This is a genomic window from Aquitalea sp. ASV11, from assembly GCF_016429185.1.
GTDB classification, from domain to species: Bacteria; Pseudomonadota; Gammaproteobacteria; order Burkholderiales; family Chromobacteriaceae; genus Aquitalea; species Aquitalea pelogenes.
Window position 1 is genome coordinate 1 of record NZ_JAELUD010000004.1, and the last position, 24,629, is coordinate 24,629.

Annotated in this window: 18 protein-coding genes and 1 pseudogene; 8 read left to right on the top strand and 11 right to left on the bottom strand. The window is 57.8% G+C overall.

Annotated features, from left to right (window positions below; translation table 11 throughout):
* Nucleotides 1–107: 107 nt before the first annotated feature.
* From JHD62_RS02460 to JHD62_RS02475, 4 genes and pseudogenes are all read right to left on the bottom strand, one after another.
* A pseudogene (locus JHD62_RS02460) lies at nt 108–347 on the bottom strand (anthranilate/aminodeoxychorismate synthase component II); the annotation flags it as partial.
* A gap of 387 nt (nt 348–734) precedes the next feature.
* Nucleotides 735–3,479 carry an HD domain-containing phosphohydrolase gene (locus JHD62_RS02465; protein WP_199101624.1) on the bottom strand — a complete coding sequence of 915 codons (2,745 nt, stop codon included), beginning with the start codon at nt 3,477–3,479 and terminating at the stop codon, nt 735–737.
* 64 nt (nt 3,480–3,543) lie between these two features.
* Nucleotides 3,544–3,771: a hypothetical protein gene (locus JHD62_RS02470; RefSeq protein ID WP_199101625.1), complete on the bottom strand. Its 228-nt coding sequence runs from the start codon at nt 3,769–3,771 to the stop codon at nt 3,544–3,546.
* Between the two features lie 21 nt (nt 3,772–3,792).
* A complete protein-coding gene (locus JHD62_RS02475; protein ID WP_199101626.1) occupies nt 3,793–4,770 on the bottom strand; it encodes a GlxA family transcriptional regulator in 978 nt (325 codons plus the stop codon).
* A 113-nt stretch (nt 4,771–4,883) separates the two neighbouring features.
* Here JHD62_RS02475 and JHD62_RS02480 point away from each other — a divergent pair, with 113 nt between their 5' ends.
* Nucleotides 4,884–5,684, top strand: a complete 801-nt coding sequence (locus JHD62_RS02480) for an acyl-CoA thioesterase II (protein WP_199101627.1) — start codon at nt 4,884–4,886, stop codon at nt 5,682–5,684.
* Between the two features lie 39 nt (nt 5,685–5,723).
* Here the strand turns inward: JHD62_RS02480 and JHD62_RS02485 are convergent, their stop codons facing one another.
* On the bottom strand, nt 5,724–6,005 hold the full coding sequence (locus JHD62_RS02485; RefSeq protein WP_199101628.1) for a DUF3761 domain-containing protein: 282 nt from the start codon (nt 6,003–6,005) through the stop codon (nt 5,724–5,726).
* A gap of 246 nt (nt 6,006–6,251) precedes the next feature.
* On the opposite strand from JHD62_RS02485, the gene JHD62_RS02490 reads away from it, so the two are divergent.
* Nucleotides 6,252–6,665 (top strand): hypothetical protein, encoded by a 414-nt coding sequence (locus tag JHD62_RS02490; protein ID WP_199101629.1) that lies wholly within the window; start codon nt 6,252–6,254, stop codon nt 6,663–6,665.
* A 6-nt stretch (nt 6,666–6,671) separates the two neighbouring features.
* Here JHD62_RS02490 and JHD62_RS02495 read toward each other — a convergent pair whose 3' ends face one another.
* Entirely contained in the window at nt 6,672–7,406 is a 735-nt protein-coding gene (locus tag JHD62_RS02495; protein ID WP_199101630.1) for an ABC transporter substrate-binding protein, read from the bottom strand.
* 474 nt (nt 7,407–7,880) lie between these two features.
* On the opposite strand from JHD62_RS02495, the gene JHD62_RS02500 reads away from it, so the two are divergent.
* Nucleotides 7,881–9,926, top strand: a complete 2,046-nt coding sequence (locus tag JHD62_RS02500) for a methyl-accepting chemotaxis protein (protein WP_199101631.1) — start codon at nt 7,881–7,883, stop codon at nt 9,924–9,926.
* A gap of 117 nt (nt 9,927–10,043) precedes the next feature.
* Nucleotides 10,044–12,113 (top strand): bifunctional diguanylate cyclase/phosphodiesterase, encoded by a 2,070-nt coding sequence (locus JHD62_RS02505; protein WP_199101632.1) that lies wholly within the window; start codon nt 10,044–10,046, stop codon nt 12,111–12,113.
* On the opposite strand, the gene JHD62_RS02510 is transcribed toward JHD62_RS02505, so the two are convergent.
* The 4 genes from JHD62_RS02510 to JHD62_RS02525 form a co-directional block, all read right to left on the bottom strand.
* Nucleotides 12,101–12,463, bottom strand: coding sequence for a VOC family protein (locus tag JHD62_RS02510; protein WP_370541018.1), 363 nt, complete (start codon nt 12,461–12,463; stop codon nt 12,101–12,103). The genes JHD62_RS02505 and JHD62_RS02510 overlap by 13 nt on opposite strands.
* Nucleotides 12,464–12,749: 286 nt before the next feature.
* Nucleotides 12,750–14,060, bottom strand: a complete 1,311-nt coding sequence (locus tag JHD62_RS02515) for an MFS transporter (protein ID WP_199101634.1) — start codon at nt 14,058–14,060, stop codon at nt 12,750–12,752.
* An 84-nt stretch (nt 14,061–14,144) separates the two neighbouring features.
* Nucleotides 14,145–14,339, bottom strand: coding sequence for a cbb3-type cytochrome oxidase assembly protein CcoS (gene ccoS / locus JHD62_RS02520; protein WP_045846974.1), 195 nt, complete (start codon nt 14,337–14,339; stop codon nt 14,145–14,147).
* The gene (locus tag JHD62_RS02525) at nt 14,339–16,774 is read right to left on the bottom strand and encodes a heavy metal translocating P-type ATPase (RefSeq protein WP_199101635.1); all 2,436 of its coding nucleotides are present in this window, start codon (nt 16,772–16,774) and stop codon (nt 14,339–14,341) included. Before JHD62_RS02525 ends, ccoS begins: the two co-directional genes overlap by 1 nt.
* 105 nt (nt 16,775–16,879) lie before the next feature.
* Between JHD62_RS02525 and JHD62_RS02530 the strand changes: the two genes are divergently transcribed.
* Entirely contained in the window at nt 16,880–17,869 is a 990-nt protein-coding gene (locus JHD62_RS02530) for an NAD(P)H-quinone oxidoreductase (RefSeq protein ID WP_233160547.1), read from the top strand.
* 162 nt (nt 17,870–18,031) lie between these two features.
* Here JHD62_RS02530 and JHD62_RS02535 read toward each other — a convergent pair whose 3' ends face one another.
* Nucleotides 18,032–18,919 (bottom strand): hypothetical protein, encoded by an 888-nt coding sequence (locus tag JHD62_RS02535; RefSeq protein WP_199101636.1) that lies wholly within the window; start codon nt 18,917–18,919, stop codon nt 18,032–18,034.
* A gap of 151 nt (nt 18,920–19,070) precedes the next feature.
* On the opposite strand from JHD62_RS02535, the gene typA reads away from it, so the two are divergent.
* The 3 genes from typA to JHD62_RS02550 all read left to right on the top strand — a co-directional run bounded on the left by typA (nt 19,071) and on the right by JHD62_RS02550 (nt 24,626).
* Nucleotides 19,071–20,885, top strand: a complete 1,815-nt coding sequence (gene typA, locus JHD62_RS02540; RefSeq protein WP_045846971.1) for a translational GTPase TypA — start codon at nt 19,071–19,073, stop codon at nt 20,883–20,885.
* 432 nt (nt 20,886–21,317) lie between these two features.
* Nucleotides 21,318–22,862, top strand: a complete 1,545-nt coding sequence (locus tag JHD62_RS02545) for an ABC transporter substrate-binding protein (protein WP_233160549.1) — start codon at nt 21,318–21,320, stop codon at nt 22,860–22,862.
* 600 nt (nt 22,863–23,462) lie between these two features.
* On the top strand, nt 23,463–24,626 hold the full coding sequence (locus JHD62_RS02550; protein WP_199101638.1) for an efflux RND transporter periplasmic adaptor subunit: 1,164 nt from the start codon (nt 23,463–23,465) through the stop codon (nt 24,624–24,626).
* The last annotated feature ends 3 nt before the right edge of the window (nt 24,627–24,629 follow it).

A 24,629-nucleotide genomic window follows, 5' to 3' on the forward strand; every position in this document is an offset into this window, starting at 1 on the left:
CCCCCCCCCCCCCCCCCCCCCCCCCCCCCCCCCTTCCCCCCCCCCCCCCCCCCCCCATCTTCCTCACATCTTACTGTTCGTCGGCAGCGTCAGATGTGTATAAGAGACAGACAGACACCCATGATGGGCAACTTGCCGGCAAAGTGCTGGATGGCTGCGACAGAAATACCTGCTTCGTTCGGCGTGCAGGGGCCAGGCGAGACAACCAGATATTGCGGTGCCAGCGCTTCGATCTCTTTAATGGTAATTTCATCGTTGCGATAAACGCGCACATCCTGCTTGAGCTCACTGAAATACTGCACCAGGTTGTAAGTAAAAGAGTCGTAGTTGTCGATCATCAGCAGCATAATTAATCTAAACCTTTGATTTGTATGGGCATGCCGTGGTGACCTTCGAATTTTATCCGGTTGCTTGCCCGGGATATAAAATGTTGGGTCTTATGAGCAGCAATAAAGCCCGTCAAGAATGACCAATACTATACCGGAAGAGGCGCAGCTACACAGCACGGACAAACCCGTCAGCATCAGGCCGGTCGTGTCATGGAAGCAGATCTGCTACATCCCCGGACGGTGCCAGTTCGTACCTGTGTTCGATCTTATCTGGCAGCAGCTCGCAGCGCTGTAGTGGGAATGTGGTGGAACAGTCGGGCCTGGTGCAGGTTGGGCGGCGGGGATGAGGAGGCGCAGCTTGGGCTGCGCCCTGTTATTGGGGCTCATCGTAGATACACGTTATCGCTAGGCTGAACCAGCCTGCCTCCCGGCCAGGAATCGCGACGCATAGCGGGCTGGAATATCCGACTGGGCGAACAGCTCAAACAGCTCAACGTCAAGGTGTCCTCCTCGTGCCATATGACGCATGATGTCCAGCGATTCATCTACGCTTTTCCCCTGTTTATAGGGGCGGTCGGTTGCAGTCAGTGCTTCAAATACGTCAGCAATGGCCATCATGCGCGCCGGGATGCTCATGGCCGCGGCCGGAGCGGCTCTGGGGTAGCCCTTGCCATCGATCCGCTCGTGGTGACCGCCGGCTATTTCCGGCACGGTCTTCAGGTGCCGGGGGAAGGGCATGGCTTCCAGCATTTTGATGGTCAGTACGATGTGCTCGTTGATCTTGTAACGTTCTTCGTCGGTCAATGTACCCCGCTGGATGGCTAGATTCTTGACTTCGCCACGGTCGTAGAGCAATTCTGGCACTTGCATCCGGAATCCCCACGGGTTGTCATCGGCAAAAGATTGCCCCTGCGGACGTGCAATTCGATGCTCGGGTTTGTCGCTGAGCAGATATTCCTGGGTGGGCAATGATTCGCTGTCCCTGCTGCAACGGCGGCGCATTTCATCCTGAGACAAGCCGAGCCGGTCGTCGATGGTTCGTGTCCAGGTTCTTGCTGCAATCTGCCTGATGCGTGCGATTGCATCCTCTGACATATATTCACTACCCAGATTGCACTCGGCGACAAAGGCGAAATCCTCATCCAGGGCTTTCAATTCGCCGGCGAGTTGTGCGGCCTCAATGGCCGGCAGTCCTTGCGGGTAAGCTGCTTTCCAGCGAGTCAGTTCCGCCTCGCGTTTGCATACCTCGAAGCGCGTCCGGATTTCATGAATCCGGTCGTACAGCGTCTCCAGTTTGGTTGCCTTGTCGACAACATACTCGGGGGTGACCACCTTGCCACAGTCGTGCAGCCATGCTGCGATGTGCACTGCTTCGCGCATCTCGTCGTCGACTTCAAAACTGGCGACGCAGGGTGCATCGCTGTTGGCGGCCAGTTCGACCAACCATTCGGTCAGGACGGGAACGCGGTGGCAGTGGCCGCCCGTATGCGGGCTTTTGGCATCCACCGCTTCTGCCAGCAACTGGATGAAAGATTCAAACAGCCGCTTTTGCTGAACAACCAATTCTCGTGATTCCAGCGTCAAGGCGGCAAAGCCGGAAAGCGCTTCCACAAAACTGCGGTGATGTTCGCTGAATGCTTGCTGGCGTTCGATGATGAGCAGTCCCAGCAATTGGCCCCGCCGGCCGGACAGGGGCAGCATCAGTGCATAGCGGCCATCCATCGGCTCATCCGGATGAAAGTGGGCACCGCCATTTTCCTCAAGCTGCCTCTGGTATTTTGCCAACCAATCACTTCCGTTGCGATCACCGCGCTGTGCACGCAAAGTCCAGTTTGTGCCGTCCTGAATGTAGAGCCAGGCAAACTTTCCTTGTGCTGCTTCGCTTGTTTCTTCGACGACCATTGGCAGCAATTTGTCGAGGTCCGCTTCCCGCGATACCTTTTCCAGCAAGTGCAAAAAGTTTGCGCTACTTGTCCGGGCGCGCTCAAGCCCGGTTTCCAGTTGGGCAATTTCGGCAATACGGGTTTTGGATTGATCAAACTGCCGGAAATCAAAATTGACCAGCGCGTTGGCCCGGTCTGCCAGTGTCTGGAATACGAATGCGATCCGGTCTGAATTGCGTTGTGCAAGCAGCAGGGTAAGAAGCGTGATCAGCAAGGTGAGGGCCAGCAAAAAATTACGCAGCTTCTGGGCCTTCGCCAGCAGGCGGTCACGTGGAACGGCAACGTGGAGGAATATGTCATCATATTTCTGCAGCTTGACATTTGCCGTGCCCATCCACCAGGACTGACCGTGCGGATCGACCATCCATTTCAGGTCTTTGCCATCAGCAATGCCACCTTTTTCGACCAGGCCCTTGAAGAAATCGTTGGCGCTGTTTTCTTTGAGGTTGGCGGAAATGATGGCGCCGGTTTGTTCGAACAGGCCAATATAGCCGGCATAGGCCGTTGCCATTCTGGCCAGCTCTTCTTGCAGGGAGTCGAGGCTGATATCCATCGCGATAACCCAGCCATTGTGCATGTCGTTGGCAAGCGTGATGCCGACTTTTCCTGAGGAATAAAACTTGTAGGTTTCGGTACGAAATACCCCATTGTTTTGACGACTGGCCTGGTACCAGGGTCTGCTGCGCGGGTCATAGTCCTCAGTGCCCGGCATACGTTTGCGCCCCAGTATGCGGAGCTTGTCATCCAGATAAACCCAGTCCTGGGCTTTGCCCCGACTGTTGCCAACCCTTTGCAGCTGGACAAGCCAGCGCGCCTCGGGACTTGCCTTGAATTTGGCGTGGTCCCACTCATCCCTGAGTGCTCGCAGCAATAGAAGCTGTCCTTGCGGGCCGCCGACATAGACACTATTGAGCATGGGTTGATCGCGCAATATCGAAGTTTGCGCGGAAAGGCGGTCCATCCAGTCTTTTTCCTGGCCCGTTTTCAGGTCGGGTACGTTGGAAAGCAGTTTCAGCAAGGTGGTAGCCGGGAGCAACAAATGATTCATGGCTGCACCGGACTCGTTGGTGATCAACCTTAGCGTCGCTTCTGCCTCGTCCTCCGCGACCTTGCTCATCAAGGCATAGCCACCCAGAGTAAATGCCAGGCCAATGAGGAGGACAAGTCCGCCCATCTGGTACTGAAAGTATCGGCGGATCTTGATCATGGCATATCCTTTGGAGGTGGTCAGGCCGACAGCAGCCACCCATCCAGGCGGCAATCCCATATCATCATATGCCAATTGATTTGCCTGTGCTTGCGCCAAGTCTGCCGTCCCGGCGTGGATACTTATTCATATCCGCAAAGGCAGCAATCAGGCCGAGGCCTGCCTGCCACAGGCAGGCCATTAACCCGACGGCGCGGCGCAGGTGATGAATGGCGGGGTGCTTGGCGAGAGGGGCACCGAGGCGGGCATCATATTTGGCTTTGTGATTTTGTTGCCGACGGCGCTTGAACATTCCGCGCGTAGGCTTGCCCGCTCAGCTGGCAAATCGGCGCCGGTATTCTGCCGGGGTGCAATGCAGTTCGCGCTGAAACAGGCGGCGAAAACTGGCGATATCGGCATAGCCCACCCGGCTGACAATTTCATCCAGCGGCAGAGTGCTGGTTTCCAGCAGATGGCGTGCCGCTTGCAAGCGCAGCTGCTGCAGGTAGCGCAGCGGTGGTTGGCCCAGTACCTGCTGGAATCGTCGCATTACCGTGCGCTCGCTGGCGCCGACGCTGGCTGCCAGTGCCTCCAGCCGGTATGGCTGATCAAGCTGGCGCTGAAGCCAGTTCTGACAGCGCAGGACCAGCTCGTCGTCGTGTCCTGCAAAACTCTGCATGGTGATATAAGGTGCCTGACTGACCCGGTTGAGGTCGGTCAGCATCAGGCGCGAGCACGACATGGCCAGTTCAGCACCTCCTTCATGCCGGATCAGGCGCAAGGCCAGGTCGATATAAGAGGTGGTGGCACCGCCGCACCAGATGCCATCGGACTCGCTGCAGGTGGCGTAATCCTGGAGCAGAACCTTCGGGTAGCGCTGACGAAACCAGTGATGCAGCCACCAGCTGACAGTCGCCTGTCGGCCATCCAGCAAGCCGTGCTCGGCAAGCAGAGGAACGCCTGTGCAGAACGACATGACACGGCGGCCCGCAGCATGCAGGCGTGTTGCCAATGCGCCGGCGGTCTGTTCTGCCATCAGCCGGGTTTCAAAATCGCTCAGGTGTCGATAGCTGATTGGCGGTAGTACCAGCGTATCCGCAGCGTCGGCCAATTCCGGCCCTCCATCCGGTGTCAGCACAATGCCGGACGCGGTGGGCACGGCTTTGCCATCCAGGCTGATCAAGCGCCAGTCGAATGGTTTGGACCTGCCTTTGTAGGCTGCAATCTGATTGGCGAAATGCAGCAAATCGACCAGGCCGGTCACGCTACCGGCATAACAGCCTTCCAGCAGCAGTATGCGAAGTTGATGCATGTTTTGGCAGTATTGACATTGATGTTGTCGATATTGCCACTGCAAAGCGCAAGATGCCACTGCTAGACTGCCGGTCAATGTTTGTTCCAGTCTTCACACTCAGGGAAATCAGCATGCATATTGATGATGTTTGCCGCAGCATCGCCCCCGTCATCGGCCACCCTGGCCTGTTTCAAGCCGAGGTAGATGATGGCTGGGCGCAGGGGCGAACCCTGTTTGGCGGCATACAGGCCTTGCTGGCAGTGCGCGCCATGCGGGCGGCCATACCGGATCTTCCGCCCTTGTGGTCGCTGCACACGACCTTTGTTGCACCGGCGGCTGCAGGCAAGCTTGGGTTGCGGGTGGAACTGCTACGCCAGGGGCGTGCCGCCGTGCAGGTGGCGGCACGCTTGATGGCGGGGGAGCAGGTGGCAGCCATGTTTGTTGCAGTCTTTGGCGCTTCCAGGGATTCTGCCTTGTCGTTCAAGCCAGAGGTCAAACCGTTGGCCACCGACAGCAGCGCCGGGCCGGAATTGCCGTTCATTGCAGGCATGTCACCCGAATTCACTCGTCACTATGCCTACCGCTGGGTGGAAGGTGGGCTGCCTTTCAGCGGCCATCATGCGACGACAAACCGTATCCTGCTGCGACAGCGTGACCCGGGGCTGATGGGCGAGGAGCAGATCGTCGCCATGGCCGATGCCATTCCGCCAGTGGCACTGTCGCTGGTGCAGGGTCATGCCCCGGCCAGCACCATCAGCTGGGAGCTGGAATTTGTGCACCACGGCGAACCGCTTGGCAATGAGGGCTGGTGGCGCATGGATGCAAGCCTGGTGGCAGCGCGTGATGGCTATGCCAATCAGGATGCACATCTGTACGGGCCGGATGGCGAGCTCGTCGCACTGTCACGTCAGGTGGTTGCGGTATTTGCCTGAGTGCGGTGCGGGCTGGGCTTGCATCCTGTGGATTGTGCCTTATCCCAGCCAGGCGCTTACCCCGCCGTGGCGGGAGCAGGTACCGCGATGGTTCTGGCTGAAGCTGTAACTGCCATCCCGGCATTTGGCGGTGGCTCCCTGCGGTACCTTGTCAGACTTGCTGTGGGCAGGGCGGTGTACCGTGTCGCCGTCCTTGTTGGTATAGCTGCCATGCTCGATCAGCTGGGCTTCATCCGGCTGATTGCCGGCAGGCTGGGGGGCTTTGGCGTAAAGAGTTGGGCAGGCGAGGGCGGCGAGCAACAACAGAATGGCGCGGTTCATGATGGTATTTTCAGGGCGATGGCCAATCATGACATACAAGTATTATCATGTGCCAATTTTGCTCATTCCCGTCGGCAGTGAACCGAGCACAGCCAAGGCACACCATGTTGATCTCCATGCGCCTGCATCGTGATGCTCCGCCACTGTCTGCATTTTTCATTGGCCATGGGTCGGTGGGATGTGCCGCAAAACCACCCCCGGCGCTGTGATTGCCAGCGTCTTGTTCATGAAGAGTGGAGCCTGATCATGGCATTGTGCAAAGAATCACATGGCTGGCTGCATGCGCGTTTTGATATCTTGCTGCGGCTATGGGCGGCTGTCGCAGTTTGCGCGGCCGTTTCGCATTTGCTGATGCCGGGCTGGACGGCGGCGGGTACCACCTGGGTGATGTCCGAACACTGGCAGCGGGAAATTGCCTATTTCGACTTGTTTATCGCTTTTGTCTTTGGCTGGTCTGCCCGGCAATCAGATATCCGTATCAAGCATGCAGCCACCATATTGCTGTGTGTCCTGTCGTTGCTGCTGGGGGAAAATCATCTGGAGGGTTGGCTGACCGAGGCCAGACCTTTTCATGTGTTGTTTACCCTGGGGAATGGGCTGGCCGTGTTGTGGGGAGTGCTGGCCTGCTTCAGCGTGCGCAAAGTCCTGCGTCAGGCATGACCTGCATCAGTGCATGTATTTGCGCATGGCCTGCTCATAGAAACCATCCTGTTTCATTTCGTTGATGGCCTTGGCCAGTCTGGCTGCTGTGGCCGGTGAAAAAGCGGGGCCGGAAGCCAGCCAGCTTTGGCTGCTGTACACCACGGCACCTTCCGTTGGCAGCTTGCCGTGCTGTGCCTGGTAGGTCTGGTTAAACGTGATGGATGCCCCCAGAAAGCTGCCAACCCGCCCTGCGTTAAGCATCTTGGCCATTTCTGGCAGTTGGCCTTCTGCAAGCGATGCTGCGCTGACGCCTTGCTGTATCAGCCAGCTACGCACGCTTGAACCTGCCCGTACACCAATCAGCCCCCGGCTGATGGCTTGTTGCAGACTATTGCATGGCTCGGCACCGTTGCGGGTAAAAAAACGGAAATCCGTGGTGTTGGTCACCACAATCCAGTTGAACAAAGGTTCGCGTTCCGGCGTGCGGGCGAAATAAATGATCAGGGCGGTGGGGCTGGCCAGTACTTCGCGCATGGCCCGGACCCAGGGGCGGATTTTCACGTTCGGCACAAAACCGGCACGACGGATGGCCTCGCTGCCGATTTCAATCATCAGGCCGGGGTTGGCATCGTCCGGCAGGTTGCAGACATTGGGCAGATAGTCACATTCCAGGTCCAGTGTCTGTTTGCCAGGCTCGGCCCATGCGCTGCCTGCGCCAAGCAGCAGGCAGGTGCATAACAATGTTGAGGGCAAGGACATGGACATATGCTCCTTGGCGAAAATGGAAATTTGTACTGCCTTCTTTATATAGCCCGGAATGATCATGATGTGCAGTCACAATCATGCATTTTCGGACGTCTGACTGCTTGTGAACCGGCAAGTTCATGACAAAGTCAGTTGGCCAAGGGCAAGCACTTGTTGTTGAAACACCAGTTGCATGCGGGTGGTGGTGACAACAATCAAATGATGCTGAGAGTCATTACCTTGATAATTTCTACCCAAACAGGCATGAGTAATGGAATCTTGTTGTGCGGTTGCAGCAAGAGGCTAGGGCTTGGACAGAATGTCCACTGCGTTTGGGCATGTAGTGAGTTTGATTTTGATCAATGGTGGCTGTTCTAGTGAATTGGCTAATTCATTTCCATATTATTATCCGTCACAAGAATTAGACCAATGTAATAACAGGCAGCAAAGTGCTGCATCTCACTCCCAGCCCACTATCCAGCTTTTATCATGTCCGAATCCCGCCACCTTTTACCTTCTTCCCTTAGCATTGCCGCCAAGCTCAATCTGGTGCTTTGCATATTGCTGATTATTGTTCTTGGCATTGCCGGAACCTGGCTGACGCATTGGCAAGGTTTACGCATGGAAAGCCAGATGCAGCAGGAAATGCAGCAGGCCAACCGTCAGGTCATCGACATGATGGATGCTTATGCAGCACAGCTGGAGCGCTCTGCCGCCCTGGCAGAGGTAGCCTTGCGCAGCGTGCTTGCCGGCCCGGTGGCCGTAGGTGGTGAGCGGGTGGAAAGTGCCGGCAAACAGCTGCTCCAGTTGCGGATTGGCGAACACGTCATCAACAACGCCAACAATGAGATGGACCGCTACACCCGCATGAGCGGTTCGCTGGCAACGGTGTTTGTCAAGGATGGCAGCGAGTGGGTGCGCATTGCTACCTCTGTCAAGAAAGAAGATGGCAGTCGTGCTGTTGGCACACCACTCAGTCACGATTCGCCAGCCTATGCCAGCCTGAATGCCGGTCAGTCTTATACCGGCCCGGCCCAGTTGTTCGGCCGGGATTACATGACCTTGTACACCCCGCTGACCAACGAGGCCGGACAAGTGGTGGCAGCACTGTTTGTCGGTGAGGAATTCACTGCCAGCCTGGCTGCCTTGCGGCAGAAAATCATGTCGGTGCGTTTTGGCGAATCCGGCTACATCTATGCCTTTGACAGCCGCCGCGAACCGGGCCGCATGATGATTCACCCGCATTCGCAGGGCAAGAATCTGCTGGACTTCAAGGACAAGGACGGCATCGCCATCAACCGGGTGATGCTGGAGCAAAAGCAAGGCGTCCTGCATTACCACTGGGCCAAGCCGGGTAGTGATGAAGCCGCCCGCCCCAAGATTGCCGTGTTTGACACCTTTCAGCGCTGGGGCTGGATTGTGGCCGCCAGCAGCTATGAGGATGAATTTGCCACGCAATTGAATGCCATGCGTATCCGGCTGGCCCTGGGTACGATCATCATCATTGCGCTGTTGTCGGGTGCCACCTACTGGGCCAGCAAGCGCTGGGTAGCCCGCCCGCTGGCAGGTGCAGTCGAGGTTATCCGCAAGGTGGCGGATGGTGATCTGACCGTGCATTTTGAAGTGACAAGCCAGGACGAAGTAGGCGATTTGTTGCACGCGGCCGACGAGATGAGCAGTCATCTGCGCAGCATGATCGGTGAGGTGGAAAGCAGCCTGATTGCGCTGTCGGTTCAGGCCCAGCAACTGGTCAGCATTGCGGAAGATGTCTCGGCTGCGTCTGGCGAACAGAATTCATCCGCCAGCACCATGGCTGCCTGCGTGGAGGAAATGAGCAGCAGCATCAATCAGGTGGCGCGGCATGCCGAACTGGCCCGTGAAATGGCAGTGGATGCCAATGAAAAGTCGCATAGCGGCGCGCATGTTGTCGGACAAGCCACCCACACCATGAGCGAGATTGCCACGGCAGTGCAGCAGGCCGGCCAAACCGTAAAACAACTGGATGGCTTGTCAGAGCGCATTGCCGAAGTGGTGACCGTAATCCGTGACATCGCTGACCAAACCAATTTGCTGGCCCTTAACGCAGCCATCGAGGCGGCGCGGGCCGGTGAAGCAGGGCGCGGCTTTGCCGTGGTGGCGGATGAAGTGCGCAAACTGGCAGAGCGCACCACGCAATCGACCTTGCAGATCAGCGATACGGTCAGCAAGATCCAGACTGGCGCGCGCCTTGCGGTTGAACACATGGAGCAGGGCGTGGCACAGGTAGAGCAAGGCGTCAGCAGTGCCGCCAGTGCCAGCGACAGCCTGCAGGCCATTCAGGAAGGTGCACGGCAGGTGGGCAATGCTGTCAGCGGCATTTCCGAAGCGCTTGGCGAGCAGAATGCCGCCAGCCGCGATATCGCACTTAACGTGGAAAAGATTGCCCAGCAGGCTGATGGCAATCATGGCAAGGCGCGCGCTGCTGCCCAGTCTGCCAGTGCGCTGGCAGGTCTGGCTGGCACGCTGCGCACCAGCATCAGCCGCTTCAAGCTTTAAAACCGGTCCATCTTCCACCCATATATTGTCGACTGGGGTATCCTGCACGCTGTAATCAATCCATGACAGTGTGCAGCCTCCTATACTGCATAAGCTGCCAGCTTCCCAGTCGACACCATGACCCCATTCGATTCCATCCTGCAAGGCTTGCTGCATGAGGCCGTGCCATTATTGCGCGGCTTGTGCAGCAATGCGCTGATCGGCGTGTATGTCATTCAGGATGACCGTTTTGTCTTCGTGAACGAGCGCCTCGCCAGCCTGTTCGGCTATTCGGCTCAGGAATTATGCGCGGGCATGGGGCCGCAACACCTCACGGCAGAGGGTGACAGGCCCTTGGTGCGCGAGCAGTTGACCCGCCGCCTGAGCGGCCAGGTGCAAAGCAGTCATTACAGCTTTCGTGGCGTGCGCAAGGATGGGGAGGGGCTGGATGTCGAGGTGTTCGGTGTCAGTACCCGCTTTGCTGGTCGGCCCGCTATCATCGGCATGCTGATGGATGTGACCGAGCGTAACGACGCCGAACGTGCAGTGAAAGACCAGCTGCAGTTCATCACCCGCTTGGTGGATACCATTCCGAACCCGGTTTTCTACAAGGATGAAGCGGGACGGTACATCGGGTGTAATGTCGCATTCGAGCAATTCATCGGCAGCCCGCGCGAGCAATTGATTGGCTATTCGGTTTTCGACCTGTCGCCGCCGGACCTTGCCGCACGCTATCACGCGGCAGACCAAAGCCTGTTCAACAGTCGTGGCACGCAGGTGTACGAGGCACAGGTGCAATATGCTGACGGCAGCCGGCACGACGTGGTGTTCTACAAAGCCACGTTTGACAAGGCCGATGGCAGCCTTGGCGGGCTGGTTGGCCTGATACTGGATATCAGCGAGCGCAAACGGATGGAGCAGGCCATCTGGCGCGAGGCCAATTACGATGCGCTCACCGGCCTGCCCAATTTGCGCCTGCTGCGCGACCGTCTGTCTGAAGAGCTGGAGCGGGCACGTCGCCAGGGCAGTACGCTGGCCTTGCTGTTTATCGATCTGGACCGGTTCAAGGAAGTGAATGACACGCTGGGTCACCACGTGGGCGACCAGTTGCTGATTCAGGCCGCAGAGCGCATCCAGGCTGTGGTACGCAGTAGCGACACCGTATCGCGCCAGGGGGGTGACGAATTCGTGGTCATTCTCTCGGACATCAATAATGCGCAGGCGGCCGGCATGGTGGCCAGCAAAATCATCCGCTTGCTGCATATGCCATTCCTGCTGGGCAGCAACGAAGTCTATGTGTCTGCCAGCATCGGTATTGCGCTTTATCCCGACGACAGCCAGCAGCAGGAAACGCTGGTCAGTTATGCCGACCAGGCGATGTATGCCGCCAAGGCCAGCGGTCGCAATTGCTTCAGTTACTTCACCCCGTCGTTGCAGGAGGAAGCGCTGCGGCGTCAGGCCATTGGCAAGCAGTTGCGTCGTGCATTGGCGGAAAACCATTTCGAAGCCTGGTTCCAGCCCATTATTGCCTTGCAGGACGGCTTGCCTGTGAAGGCTGAAGCGCTGCTACGCTGGCATCACCCCACGGATGGCATCCGCCTGCCCGGCGAATTCATTGCCGTGGCAGAAGAAATCGGCATGATCGGCGATATCGGCAACCTGGTGTTCCAGCAAACCATGGACTTGCTGCAGCAATGGCCGCAAGGGCAGGTCAGCGTCAACATCTCGCCACGGCAACTGATCAGCGGCGACTGTGGCCTGTGGCCGCAGGAGCTGGAGGCGCGCAGCTTGCCCGCCTCCTGTATTTCGGTGGAAATCACCGAAAGCCTGCTGCTGGATGAGAGGCCGATTGTGGTGAATACCTTGCTTGGCTTTCATCAGGCGGGAATGGAAGTCAGCATCGACGACTTTGGCACCGGCTACTCCGCCATGTCCTATCTGAAAAAATTCAATATCGACTATCTGAAGATAGATCGCAGCTTCATACAGGGCTTGGCCAATGACAATACCGACCGCGCCATTACCGAGGCGGTGATTGCCATGGGCCACAAGTTGGGAATGAAGATCATCGCCGAAGGGGTGGAAACCCCGGAACAACTGGAACTGCTGCGACAGGCCGGTTGTGATTATGCGCAGGGCTATCTGTTTGCCCGGCCCATGCCACCGGCAGCTTTCATCGACTACATCCGCCAGCATCAGTCCGCATAGAATTCAATCGGTAGCTCATCCGGCCCCTGGCAGAAGAAAAACTGCCGGTCGGTGATTTCATCCAGCCGGATATCCTCACACGGCACACCTTGTTGAATCAGCGCCTGGCGCACCTGTACGAGATTGCTTGCGCGCAAGGCCAAATGGCGCAATCCGCAAGCCTCCGGCCGACTGACGCGCGCCGGCGGCGCCGGAAAGCTGAACAGCTCCAGTTGGCAACCATCCGGCAAGGCCAGATTCAATTTCCATGAGCTGCGTTCTGCCCGCCAGACTTCGCTGACAATCGGCAGCCCCAGAATGCGATGGTAAAAATCCCGGGCTTGCGGGTAGTCAGCCGTGATGATGGCCACATGATGAATCCCGGCTGCCAAAGCGTTGTATGCGTGCATGGTGATAGAAAATTTATATCAATACCGAAATGGTAATCAATTGGACGAAACAGCCGCAGCAAAAGAAAATAGCCAGCACTGACTGACACTCAGTACCCGCGGAAACCGGTCTGATCAGGACTGGTTTCAATCGCCGGCAACAGCCGTGTTGCTGGCGAACCTCCCGCTTTCGGCGGTTTCGGGCCTTGACGCCGCCGAATGCTCTTGGGGCTGGTGCCACTTGCTGGCGCCAGCCTTTTTTTATTGCTTATTGCTCGATTGTTGCTTTCAGCCAGCTGCTACGTTGCTGCCAGATGACCGGTGCCTGCCACAGCAGGTGCAAGGTAGCCAGAATGTTCAGCACGGCCGTGCCCAGCAGCAAATAGGCAATATTGCCGAATTTTTGCAGCACCACCACGCTGGCCAGTGCCGCTGCCACCATGTAAAAGCCGTTGATGATGTTGTTTGCTGCGATGGCTTGCGAACGGAAGCTGTCCGGGCTGGAGATTTGCAGCCAGGTATACAGCGGTACGGTAAAGAAGCCGCCAAAAAAGCCCAGCAGTGCTACGTCCAGCATATGGCGCCAGCTGCCCAGTTGCATGAGGAACGTGCCCAGCGGCATCAGGCTGCCTTGGTAGCGCTGCATGGCTCCCAAGGCCAGGTCGGCACCAAATACCGTCATGCCTGCGCTGCCCAGCAATACCAGCCCCAGTTGCAAACGGCCATGCGACAGTTTGGCGCAAATCACCGAACCCAGACCGATGCCGATGGAGAACAGCGCCAGCATGACGGTATAAACCTGTGCATCACCACCCAGGTGCAGGCGGGTAAAGGTGGGCAGTTGAGTGGTGTAGACGGCACCCATCAGCCAGAACCAGGAAATGCCGAGGATTGCGCTACGCACGTCTGCAATGCGCCAGGCCTGGCCTACCAGTCGTACCGAATCGCCAATGAAGTTGAAAGACAGCTGCAGATCCGGCGCGCCGGGCGGCGCTGCCGGCATGCGGCGGCTGAACAGCCAGCCACACACCGCAGTAAGCAATAGCAGGGAGACAATCAGCAGCGGGCCGCCTTCGGTCATCAGGCTGCCGATGATCTGGCCGATCAGGATGGCCAGAAAAGTACCCATTTCAATCATGCCATTGCCGCCTACCAGCTCGTGCTCCTTCAGGTATTGCGGCAGGACGGAATATTTCAGCGGGCCGAAGAAGGCGGAATGGCAGCCCATCAGGAACAGTGCGGCCATCAGCGGGCCTGCTGCGTGCAAAAAGAAACCGACACCGGCCAGCAGCATGATGGCGATTTCCGCCAGCTTCACGCCGCGAGCGATCATCGCCTTGTCAAAGCGCTCCGATAACTTGCCAGCGGTGGCGGAAAACAGGAAGAAGGGCAGGATGAACACGCCGGCCGCCATATTGACCAGCAATTCCGGTGACATGCCACTCAAGGTGAGGCCGTGGTAGCTGATCAGCACCACAATGGCTGTTTTCAGCAGATTGTCATTGAAAGCGCCCAGGAACTGGGTGCCGAACAGGGGAAGAAAACGGCGCGAGCCAAAGAAACTGAAGTCTGTTTTCACGGTGAGTCAGCACGGATAGGGGGAAAGGCATGCTAGCCTATTCACCCCGTGCTGTCAGCCATGCCCGCGTCAAGTTGGCTGTGTTTAGTGCTCGTCCGGCGTGCCGGTCTTGCTGGCAGGGGTTTTGTCAGTGGGGGCGCGGTCGTCATCCATCAAGATACGATGTGCCGGGCCTTCCATATCATCGAACTGGCCGGAACGGGTGGCCCACCAGAACACCACGGCAATGACAAAAGCCAGCACGATGCTAAGCGGGATAAGCAGGTAAAGACTTTCCATCAGGATTTCCGTTTGACGAGTCGCAGGGCGTTGCTCACCACGATGAGCGAACTGGCAGCCATGCCAAGGCTGGCCAGCCAGGGGGTCAGGTGACCACTCATGGCCAGCGGCAGGGCCAGCAGATTATACCCGGCTGCCCACCACAGGTTCTGTCTGATTACACCCAGGGTCTTGCGGGACAGGGCCAGTGCTTGCGGAATGAGGGCCAGCTGGTCGCCCATCAGTACCATGTCACCACTGGCGCGGGCTACGTCGGTGCCGCCGCCCATGGCCAGTGAGACATCAGCCCGCGCCAGCACCGGCGCATCGTTGATGCCGTCGCCCACCATCAGCACGCGCTTGCCGGCCTGTTGCAACTGACCGACAAAAGCCAGCTTGTCCTCTGGTGTGGCACGGGCATGCCAGTCGGTAATGTTCAGCTTGCCCGCCAGGTATTGCACGGCGTTGGCACCATCGCCGCTGAGCAGGTGTACGCAAATGCCGCGCTGTTGCAGCAGGGCTACCATGTCGGCGGCGTCGCTTCTCACTATATCGCCAATGGCAAACACTGCTTGCGCGCCAGCCTGGCTGGCCAGTATCACCAGGCTGCAGTCGGCCTGCCAGTCGGCGGGCAGTGTCAACGGACTGGCCAGCCACTGGTTGATAAACTCGACCGAACCCAACCGCCATGTCGTGCCATCAATCACGCCTTCCACCCCCTTGCCGGGAATGTTGTCCAACCGGCTTGTGGCCGGGCAGGGCATTGTGCTGGCGGCCTGGCGCAGTGCTTGCGCCAGCGGATGTTCCGATGCCTGTTCCAGTGCGGCGGCAATGGCCAGTGCCTGTTCCGCAGGCAGTGTGCCCAGTTGCATTTGCTCGCGCAGGCGCATGTCGCCATGCGTCAGCGTGCCGGTTTTGTCGAATACCACATCAGTAACCCGCGCCATTGTTTCCAGTGCGTGGCCGCGGGTAGTCAGCAAGCCCAGTGCGGCCAGATGGCCGGTGGCGGCGGTCAGTGCCGCCGGAGTGGCCAGCGACAGGGCGCAAGGGCAGGACACCACAAGTACCGCCACCATGATCCACAAGGCGCGTGCCGGTTCGATGAAGTGCCAGGCAATATAGCTGCCAGCAGCTGCCAGCAGCAGCAGGGCGACAAACCAGCTGGCAAAGCGGTCGGCTGCCACGGCAAGGCGTGGTTTTTCCGCCAGCGCCTGATCCAGCAGGCGCACAATACCGGCTAGCCGGGTCTGCTGGCCGGTCTGGCTGATCTGTACATACAGCGGGCTGCTGGTATTAACGCTGCCGGCAATCACACTGTCGCCAACCCGTTTGGCAATCGGTTTGCTCTCGCCGCTGATCAGGGATTCATTGGCGGCACTGCTGCCATCCAGCACCACGCCGTCGCCGGGAATGGTTTCACCCGGTTTCACCAGAATCACATCACCAGCATTGAGCATGGTGACGGTGGCTTCTTCGGTATCCCGGCTGGCCGGCCAGTTGGCTGCGCGATGGGCAAAAGCCGGAATCAGCTTGACCAGGCTTTCGGTAGCCTCGCCCGCCTTGCGCCGGGCAATCCCTTCCAGGTAACGCCCGCCCAGCAGCAGGAAGACGAACATCGATACCGAATCGAAATACACACCGTGCGGAATCTTGTTGATCAGCGCCCACAGGCTGGCAAAGAAAGAAGTGAAAATGCCGATGGTGACCGGCGTGTCCATGCCGACGCGGCCTGATTTCAGGTCGCGCCAGGTATTCTGATAGAAAGGAACGGCCGAGTAGAGCATGACCGGCAGGGTCAGGATCAGGCTGGCCCAGTGCAGCAGCCAGAGGAAGTCCGGGTCGATGTCGCCATCCGGTGCCAGGTAAACCGGCACTGCATACATCATCACCTGCATCATGGACAGCCCGGCTGCCCACAGGCGGCTGATGGCCTGCTTGCGCTGTTTTTGCGCCAGTGCCTCTTGCCGCTCTGCATCATAAGGATGGGCGCGGTAACCAATGGCCGAAATGGCTTCCAGGATCTGCGACAGTCTGATGCGGGTGTTGTCCCAGCAAACCCGAGCCCGGTGGCTGGTATAGTTGATGTCCACCGACAGCACGCCGGGCAACTGGCGGATGTGCTGCTCATTCAGCCAGACACAGGCGGCACAGGTAATGCCTTCCAGAATCAGCGCGGCCTCGCGGCTGTTTTCGTCGCGCTGGTGCACAAAGCTTTTTTGCAACTCTTCCGAGTCATACAGCCTGATCTGCTGCAAAATATCTGCCGGCAAGGCCTCGGCCTGGCGTGCGCCTTGCGTGCGGTGGGCGTAATAGTCGGACAGGCCGGAGTCGATGATGGTCTGGGCGACAGCCTGGCAACCTGCGCAGCAGGTGGCTTCGGTCTTTTCCCGGTAACGCACCGGAAAATCGACAGCGTCGGGAACGGGCAGGCCGCAATGGAAGCAGTGATCAGTCATGGCGCGCCATTGTAAACAATACTCGAATGCATTGCTTGATCTGGCTCAGTTTCATGCAGTGCGGATTTTGCCTGAGTACAGGCGGCAAAAGGAAAGGCAAGCAAGATGATGCAGGCAGTTTTGCAAGATGCACCGGGTGGTGTGGAAACACTTTATATCGGCGAAGCCCCGCGTCCGCAGCGACAGGCTGGCCAATTGCTGGTGCAGGTGATGGCGGCCGGCATCAACCGCGCTGACATTGTGCAGCGAGAGGGCCATTACCCGCCGCCGCCCGGTGCCAGCAGCATTCTGGGGCTGGAAATTGCCGGTGTCGTGGTGGAGGCAGACGACAACAGCCGCCATCAGCCCGGCGATGCTGTGTTTGGTCTGGTGGCGGGTGGTGCCTATGCCGAATATGCCGTACTGGATGAAGTGCTGGCCATTGCCAAGCCGGATGAAATGTCCTGGGTGGAAGCCGCCAGCCTGCCGGAGGCATGGATGACGGCATGGCTGAACCTGGTGCAGGTGGGGCAGGTAAAGGCCGGGGATAATGTGCTGATCCATGCCGGAGCCAGTGGCGTGGGGGCTTGCGCCATTCAGCTGGCCTGCTTGCTGGGTGCGCACCCGTTTGCCAGTGCTGGTAGCGCAGACAAGCTGCAATTCTGCCGCGAAATGGGTGCGAAGCAAGTATTCAACTACAAGGAAACGCCAGCCTTTTCCCGTCTGGTGAAGGAGTGGGGCGGGGTGGACATGATTCTGGACCCGGTAGGCGCTGCTTATCTGGCTGAAAACCTCGCCAGCCTGAAGCAGGATGGACGACTGGTGAATATCGGCATCATGGGTGGTGGCAAGGCCGAACTCAATCTGGGCCTGGTGCTGATGAAGCGGCTGTCAGTGATTGGCTCCACCCTGCGTTCCCAGCCACTGGCGAAAAAGGTCCCGCTGGCGCAGGCACTGGCCGATACCATTCTGCCCGCCATCACGGCAGGCAGGCTGAACACCACGGTGGATAGCTCCTATCCCTGGCAGCAAGTGGCAGAGGCGCATGCCCATATGGAAGCCAATGCCAATCTGGGCAAGGTGGTACTGACCTTCTTTCCTGTCATGACAGCGTAATCTGCAACACGTACTGTGTGCGCCGTGGGAGGTGTTTCACCTCTGACTGGTATGGATGGGATTCGGGGCGATGCGGCTATCGCCCCCTTTTTTTGCCTGCCGCGTACGCCATGAAAAAAGCCTGCCGTCATGTTTCGGCAGGCTCTGGTATTTCTGGATGAATCAGGCGGCGGTGGGGCCGGCCGGCAGGGGCGACAGCGCTTCGATCAGCGCCACTTCCTGCGAATAAGACAGGTTTTTCATCTTGAGCAGCAGGGCTTCGCCATCCACTTTGAAGTGCTGGTCCAGCTCCTCGTCAATCATGCAGGTTTCCACCGCCAGCCATACGCCGCGGCAGGATGCTGCTTCTTCAAAGCGGACATTCTTCAGCACGTGGGCAATCAGTTGCAGCTCGGCGTCGCCAAACTGGCGCGACAGTACGGCTTGTTCACGACGCACGATTTCCGCGTAGCGGTCGCAAATCTGCTGTACCCGCGCTTCGTCACCATAATGATGCGGCTCGGCGGTGCCGCTCAGGTCGGTGTGATCAAACCAGGCATCAATCAAGGGCTTCAGCTGCGGCAAGTCCTCCTGCCACACGCGATGCAGCTCATCGCGGAAATGGGCGTTATCGGTAAAGGACAGTTCGTCAAACGGCATGGCCGGCATGACTTGCTCTTCCAGCGTGCGATTGCCCACCCAGATACGGCCTTCTTCGTCACGGCTCACTGCGCCGCGCCACACCGACTGCTCTTCGGTGGCCAGGTTGTCGACATGGATTTCGACATAGGGCAGGGCAGGTTCGTCCAGTCCTTCATCTTCGGTGACCAGGCGCAGCGTGATGTCGAACATGCCGTGCTTGAACACTTCCAGCAGCTGCAGGCCATCGTCGTGACCGGCCAGGATGAATTTGTCCGGGGTCTCGTAAACTGCCACGTCAGTGGGATGCTGGGCCGGCTTCATCAGCTTGGCCGACAGCTCGTCTGCCAGCAGGTTGGCGTCGTTGTGATGCACGGCAAAACCGGTGCGATAACCTTCATGTTCATGCCACAGGGCGTCCCAGTCATACATGGTCGACTCCTTGATAATCTGTGTTTGCGTGGATTTTGGCGCGCAGTGTAACCAAATCATCATGGCTTGTCGCGATAATGCTTTGGGTTGTTGGCGCTGTACGTGATAGAATCTTACGATTTTTCCGCTTCAACCGACCGAATTCCGAAACATGACACGACAGATTCGTAATATTGCCATTATTGCCCACGTGGACCATGGCAAAACCACCCTCGTTGACCAGTTGCTGCGCCAGTCCGGCACCTTCCGCGAGAACCAGCAGGTAGATGAACGCGTAATGGACAGCAACGATCTTGAAAAAGAGCGTGGCATTACCATTCTGGCCAAGAACACCGCCATCGATTACGAAGGCGTGCATATCAACATCGTGGACACTCCGGGACACGCCGACTTCGGCGGTGAAGTGGAACGTGTACTGGGCATGGTGGACGGCGTGCTGCTGCTGGTGGATGCCGTTGAAGGCCCGATGCCGCAAACCCGTTTCGTGACCAAGAAAGCCCTGGCCCTTGGCCTGCGCCCCATCGTGGTGATCAACAAGGTTGACCGTCCGGGCGCCCGTCCGGACTGGGTTGTGGACCAAACCTTCGACCTGTTCGACAAACTGGGTGCCACCGACGAACAACTGGATTTCCCCATCATCTACGCTTCCGGCCTGAACGGCTTTGCCAAGCTGGAACTGGATCAGGAATCCGACAACATGCGTCCGCTGTTCGACACCGTGCTGAAGCATGTTCCGCTGCCGAACGGTAGCGCAGACGCACCGCTGCAACTGCAAATCTCCGCTCTGGACTACTCCACTTACACCGGCCGCCTGGGTCTGGGCCGCATCCTGAACGGTCGCATCAAGCCGGGTCAGCAAGTGGTGGTGATGAATCACGAAGATCAGGTTGCTTCCGGCCGTATCAACCAGCTGCTGGGCTTCAAGGGCCTTGAGCGCGTGGAAGTGGCCGAAGCCGAAGCCGGTGACATCGTGATCATTTCCGGTATCGAAGACATCGGTATCGGCGTGACCATCTGTGACAAGGACCAACCGGCTGGCTTGCCGGTACTGTCGGTAGACGAACCGACCCTGACCATGGACTTCATGGTGAACTCCTCGCCGCTGGCCGGTACCGAAGGCAAGTTCGTGACCTCGCGTCAGATCCGTGACCGACTGACCAAGGAATTGCTGACCAACGTTGCCCTGCGCGTTGAAGAAACCGAAGACTCCGACGTGTTCCGCGTGTCCGGTCGTGGTGAATTGCACCTGACCATTCTGCTGGAAAACATGCGTCGTGAAGGCTTTGAAATGGCCGTGGCCAAGCCGCGCGTGGTGTTCAAGGAAATCAACGGCGAGAAGTGCGAGCCGTATGAAAACCTGACCATCGACCTGGAAGATGATCATCAGGGCGCCATCATGGAAGAAATCGGTCGTCGCCGTGGCGAACTGACCAATATGGAATCCGACGGCATGGGTCGTACTCGCCTGGAATACCATATTCCGGCGCGTGGCCTGATCGGCTTCCAGTCCGACTTCATGACCATGACCCGTGGTACCGGCCTGATGAGCCACGTATTTGACGACTACGCACCGGTGAAGCCGGACATGCCGGGTCGCCATAACGGCGTGCTGATCTCCCAGGAAAACGGCGAAGCCGTTGCCTATGCACTGTGGAAGCTGGAAGACCGCGGTCGCATGTTTGTTTCCCCGGGCGACAAGCTGTACGAAGGCATGATCATCGGCATTCACAGCCGTGACAACGACCTGGTGGTAAACCCGGTGAAGGGCAAGCAGCTGACTAACGTTCGTGCCTCCGGTACTGACGAAGCCGTACGCCTGACCACCCCGGTGAAGATGACCCTGGAGTCTGCCGTTGAATTCATCGATGACGACGAACTGGTTGAAATCACGCCCAAGTCCATCCGCATTCGCAAACGCTACCTGCAAGAGCACGAGCGTCGCAAGATGAACAAGCAAGGCTCCTGATCAAAAGGCGCAATGACAAAGGCAGCGAAAGCTGCCTTTTTTGTTATTTGCCTTCATATGTAAGCAAATATTTATTTGACTAGGGGTTATTTGATAGTTATAAATACAAGTGCGAGGTTTCCCGCCTCGTATCTATCCCCGCTAAACGTTTAATCCCGGTCCCCGCCGGGATTTTTTTTATATACGTTCAGCTGTAACACTGACAATCCCCTGACAAGATTGCCATTTTTTTGCCAAAGTGTGTTACGCCACGTCATGTTGACTATTGACAGTCAGCCCCGGGGAAGTTGAACTCTTGCACTTCGCTCACGATGCTGTTGACGACTGCATCCTGCCTTATCATTGCCAGTCACTGGCAAGCTTGTCCGGCGAGTGCCGGTGAGCAACGGAGAACAATCAATGAGATTCCACTTGCTGGCGCTGCTTGTGCTCATGTCAGGTCTTTCACCGCTGGCCCAGGCGGGGCGTTCCCTGGTGTTTTGCGCCGAAACCGCACCGGAAGGTTTTGATCCGGCGCTGTGGGATAGCGCCTCTACTTATAATGTGACACGGCAGATTTTTCAGGGACTGGTCGCATTCAAGCGGGGAGGGACTGACATCATTCCCGCGCTGGCCAGCAAATGGGAGCTATCTGCGGACGGGCTGACTTACACATTCCATCTGCGCAAGGGTGTGCGTTTTCAGACGACCGATTATTTCAAGCCAAAGAATACGTTTTCTGCCGATGATGTGGTTTTTACCGTGCAGCGCTGGATCGACCCGACCCAGCCATTCAATCAGGCATTCAAGACCCAGTTGCTGGGGCCGGCCAACTCCGGGCTTGCGCAGTCCATCCTGCGCATAGAAAAGGTGGATCCCTACACTGTCCGCCTGGTACTGAAGCAGCGCAATGCTGCCTTCCTGAGCTTCCTGGCCATGGGTTTTGCCGGCATGCAATCGGCCGAGTACGCCAGTCAGCTATTGCAGCAACATCGGGCAGCTGATATCAACCGCTTCCCGATTGGCACCGGTCCTTATCAATTCAAGAGCTATGCCAAGGACTCGGCCGTGCGCTTTGCTGCCAACCCCTCGTACTGGGGCCGCCCCCAGCAAACCGGCAACCTGATTTTTGCCATTGTCACTGACCCGCAGGTGCGTATCCAGAAGCTGAAAAACAATGAATGCCAGATAGCCGCTGCCGTGAGGGAGGATGATCTGGATGCTTTGCAGTCTGACCCGGCCATCAAGCTGGTCAGCACAGGCGCGATGAACATTTCCTACCTGGCGTTCAACTTGCATCGTCCGCAACTGGCCAGGCGCGAGGTGAGGGAAGCGCTGGATATTGCGATTGACCGCAATGCCTTGTTCAAGGCGCTGTTTCCCAAAGGCGGGGCCATCCAGGCCATCAACCCCTATCCGCCCACCGTGTGGAGCTGGAATCCACGTACCCGCAATGAATACAACCCGGCACGGGCGCGCCAACTGTTGGCCAGGGCAGGTTATCCGGACGGCTTTACCATCAATCTGTGGGCCTTGCCGGTTCAGCGCCCCACCAACCCCAATGGCAAGCTGATGGCGCAGATGATTCAGCAGGACTGGGCCAGAATCGGCGTCAAGACCACCATCCAGAGTTACGAGTGGGGCGAGTATCTGCGCCGTGCCGCGCAGGGGGAGCACGATGTGTACATGAGTGGCGTAACCAGTGACTCCGGAGATCCGGACGATTTTCTGTCAACCTCGCTGTCTTGCGCGGTAAGCAAGGGCGGGCAGCGCTTTTGCAATGCGCAGTTTGATGAGCTGCTCAGCAAGGGAAGGCAGGCATCGGATAAAAAGGAGCGGACAGCTTATTACCTGAAAGCACAGGAAATCTTCAAGCGCGAACGTCCCTGGATCACCATGGCGCACTCACGCATTTATATTCCGCTGCGCAAGGAGGTGGAGGGTTTTGTGATGAACCCGAACGGATCCTTCGGCTTTGAGGATGTCCGGCTGCGCTAGGCGGTTTTGCATCAGCTGCCGGCACAATAAGAAAAGGCCGCTTGCGCGGCCTTTCAAGTTTTGCCCTTCATTTTTCATGCCGTTTCTGGTGCGTGTCAGCGAGGTCCCCACCCGATGCTGACTGCGCTCACGGCTTGTGCGTACTTCCGGCTACTTCGCATCTTCCCCGATGCTGTTCTCCCGCTGCAGTGGCCCTCCCCAGGGCCGTTCTGCTTGTTCATCCAGTATTCAAGGCTTGTTCTCTTCGTTTGGCTTTGCTTGGCTGTCTGACGCTTTGATCATAACCCTGCTGCATGCCTGCCGCATCATCCACATGACAAAAAACACGAAAATATACTAAGTAAAAATACGTGGTGTAGCAAAAAAGTCATTTTTATTAATCATCGTTAACAAAACATTCGACTAAAACCTAATAAATCACATGAAAACTGGCTAGTTTTCACGCTTGCTACTTAGTCAGAAGCTGTCCTTTACATTTTTTCTCCGCAAAATTAATGCATACAAACGCGTATGTATTTAAAATGCCTGTACTGCATCATGAACTGGGCAGCCATGCACTGGCTCAGCGCAGCTTTCATAAAATCAAGAACTGGAATGTCTATGCACATCAAGCAAGCCACACCCGCACTCAAGGCTGTTGCCGCTTTGCTCCTGACAGCAGCCCTGAGCAGCTGCGGTCAGTCGCAAAATGCCGCCATGCCTGCAGCCGGCCCGGTCAGCGTCGGCGTAATTACGCTGCAGCCGCAGGATACCGTGATCGCCCGCGAACTGCCGGCGCGCATTTCAGCGTTTACCGTCGCCGAAATCCGCCCCCAGGTTGGCGGCATCATCCAGAAGCGCCTGTTTGCTGAAGGCAGCAACGTCAAGGCAGGCCAGGTTTTGTACCAGATTAACCCCGATACCTATCAGGCCGCATACCAAACCGCTCAAGCCAGCCTGGCCAAGGCTGAGGCGACCCTGACATCGGCCGAGCTCAAGGCCAAGCGTTATGCGCAGCTGGTGGAAATCAAGGCAATCAGCAGCCAGGACAATGACGATGCACATGCCGCCTTGCTGCAGGCGCGTGCCGATGTGGCTACCGCCAAGGCCGCGCTGGAAACCGCCCGCATCAATCTGGCATATACCCGCATTACCGCTCCGGTCAGCGGTCGTATCGGCAAATCCAGCGTGACCGCCGGTGCACTGGTAACCGCCAATCAGACCACGGCGCTGGCTACCGTTCAGCAACTGTCCACCGCCTATGTCGACATGACCCAGTCCAGCACCGAGTTGCTACGCCTGCGTCGTGATTTTGCCAAGGGCGCTTTGCAGAACCAGGCCGGCAAGGCCAAGGTGAAGCTGATTCTGGAAGACGGCAGCGAATATGCGCAGAGCGGTGAACTGGAGTTCTCCGACATCACTGTGGATTCCGGCACCGGCATGGTGACCTTGCGCGCTACCTTTGATAACCCGAATGGCGAGCTGCTGCCGGGCATGTTTGTACGTGCCCGTCTGGAGCAGGGCGTGCGTCATAACGCCTTGCTGGTTCCGCAACCGGCTGTCAGCCGCAACCAGAAAGGCGAGGCCGTGGTCATGGTGGTGGGTCAGGATAACAAGGCGCATGCCCGCATCATCAAGACCAGTCAGACCATCGGCGACAAATGGCTGGTGGATGGCGGCTTGCAAGGTGGCGAGCGCATCGTGGTGGAAGGCTTGATGAAGGTGCAGGATGGCGCCGCTGTCAAAGCCGAGCCGCTGAAAACCAATGCCTCTGCCGCCAAGTAAATC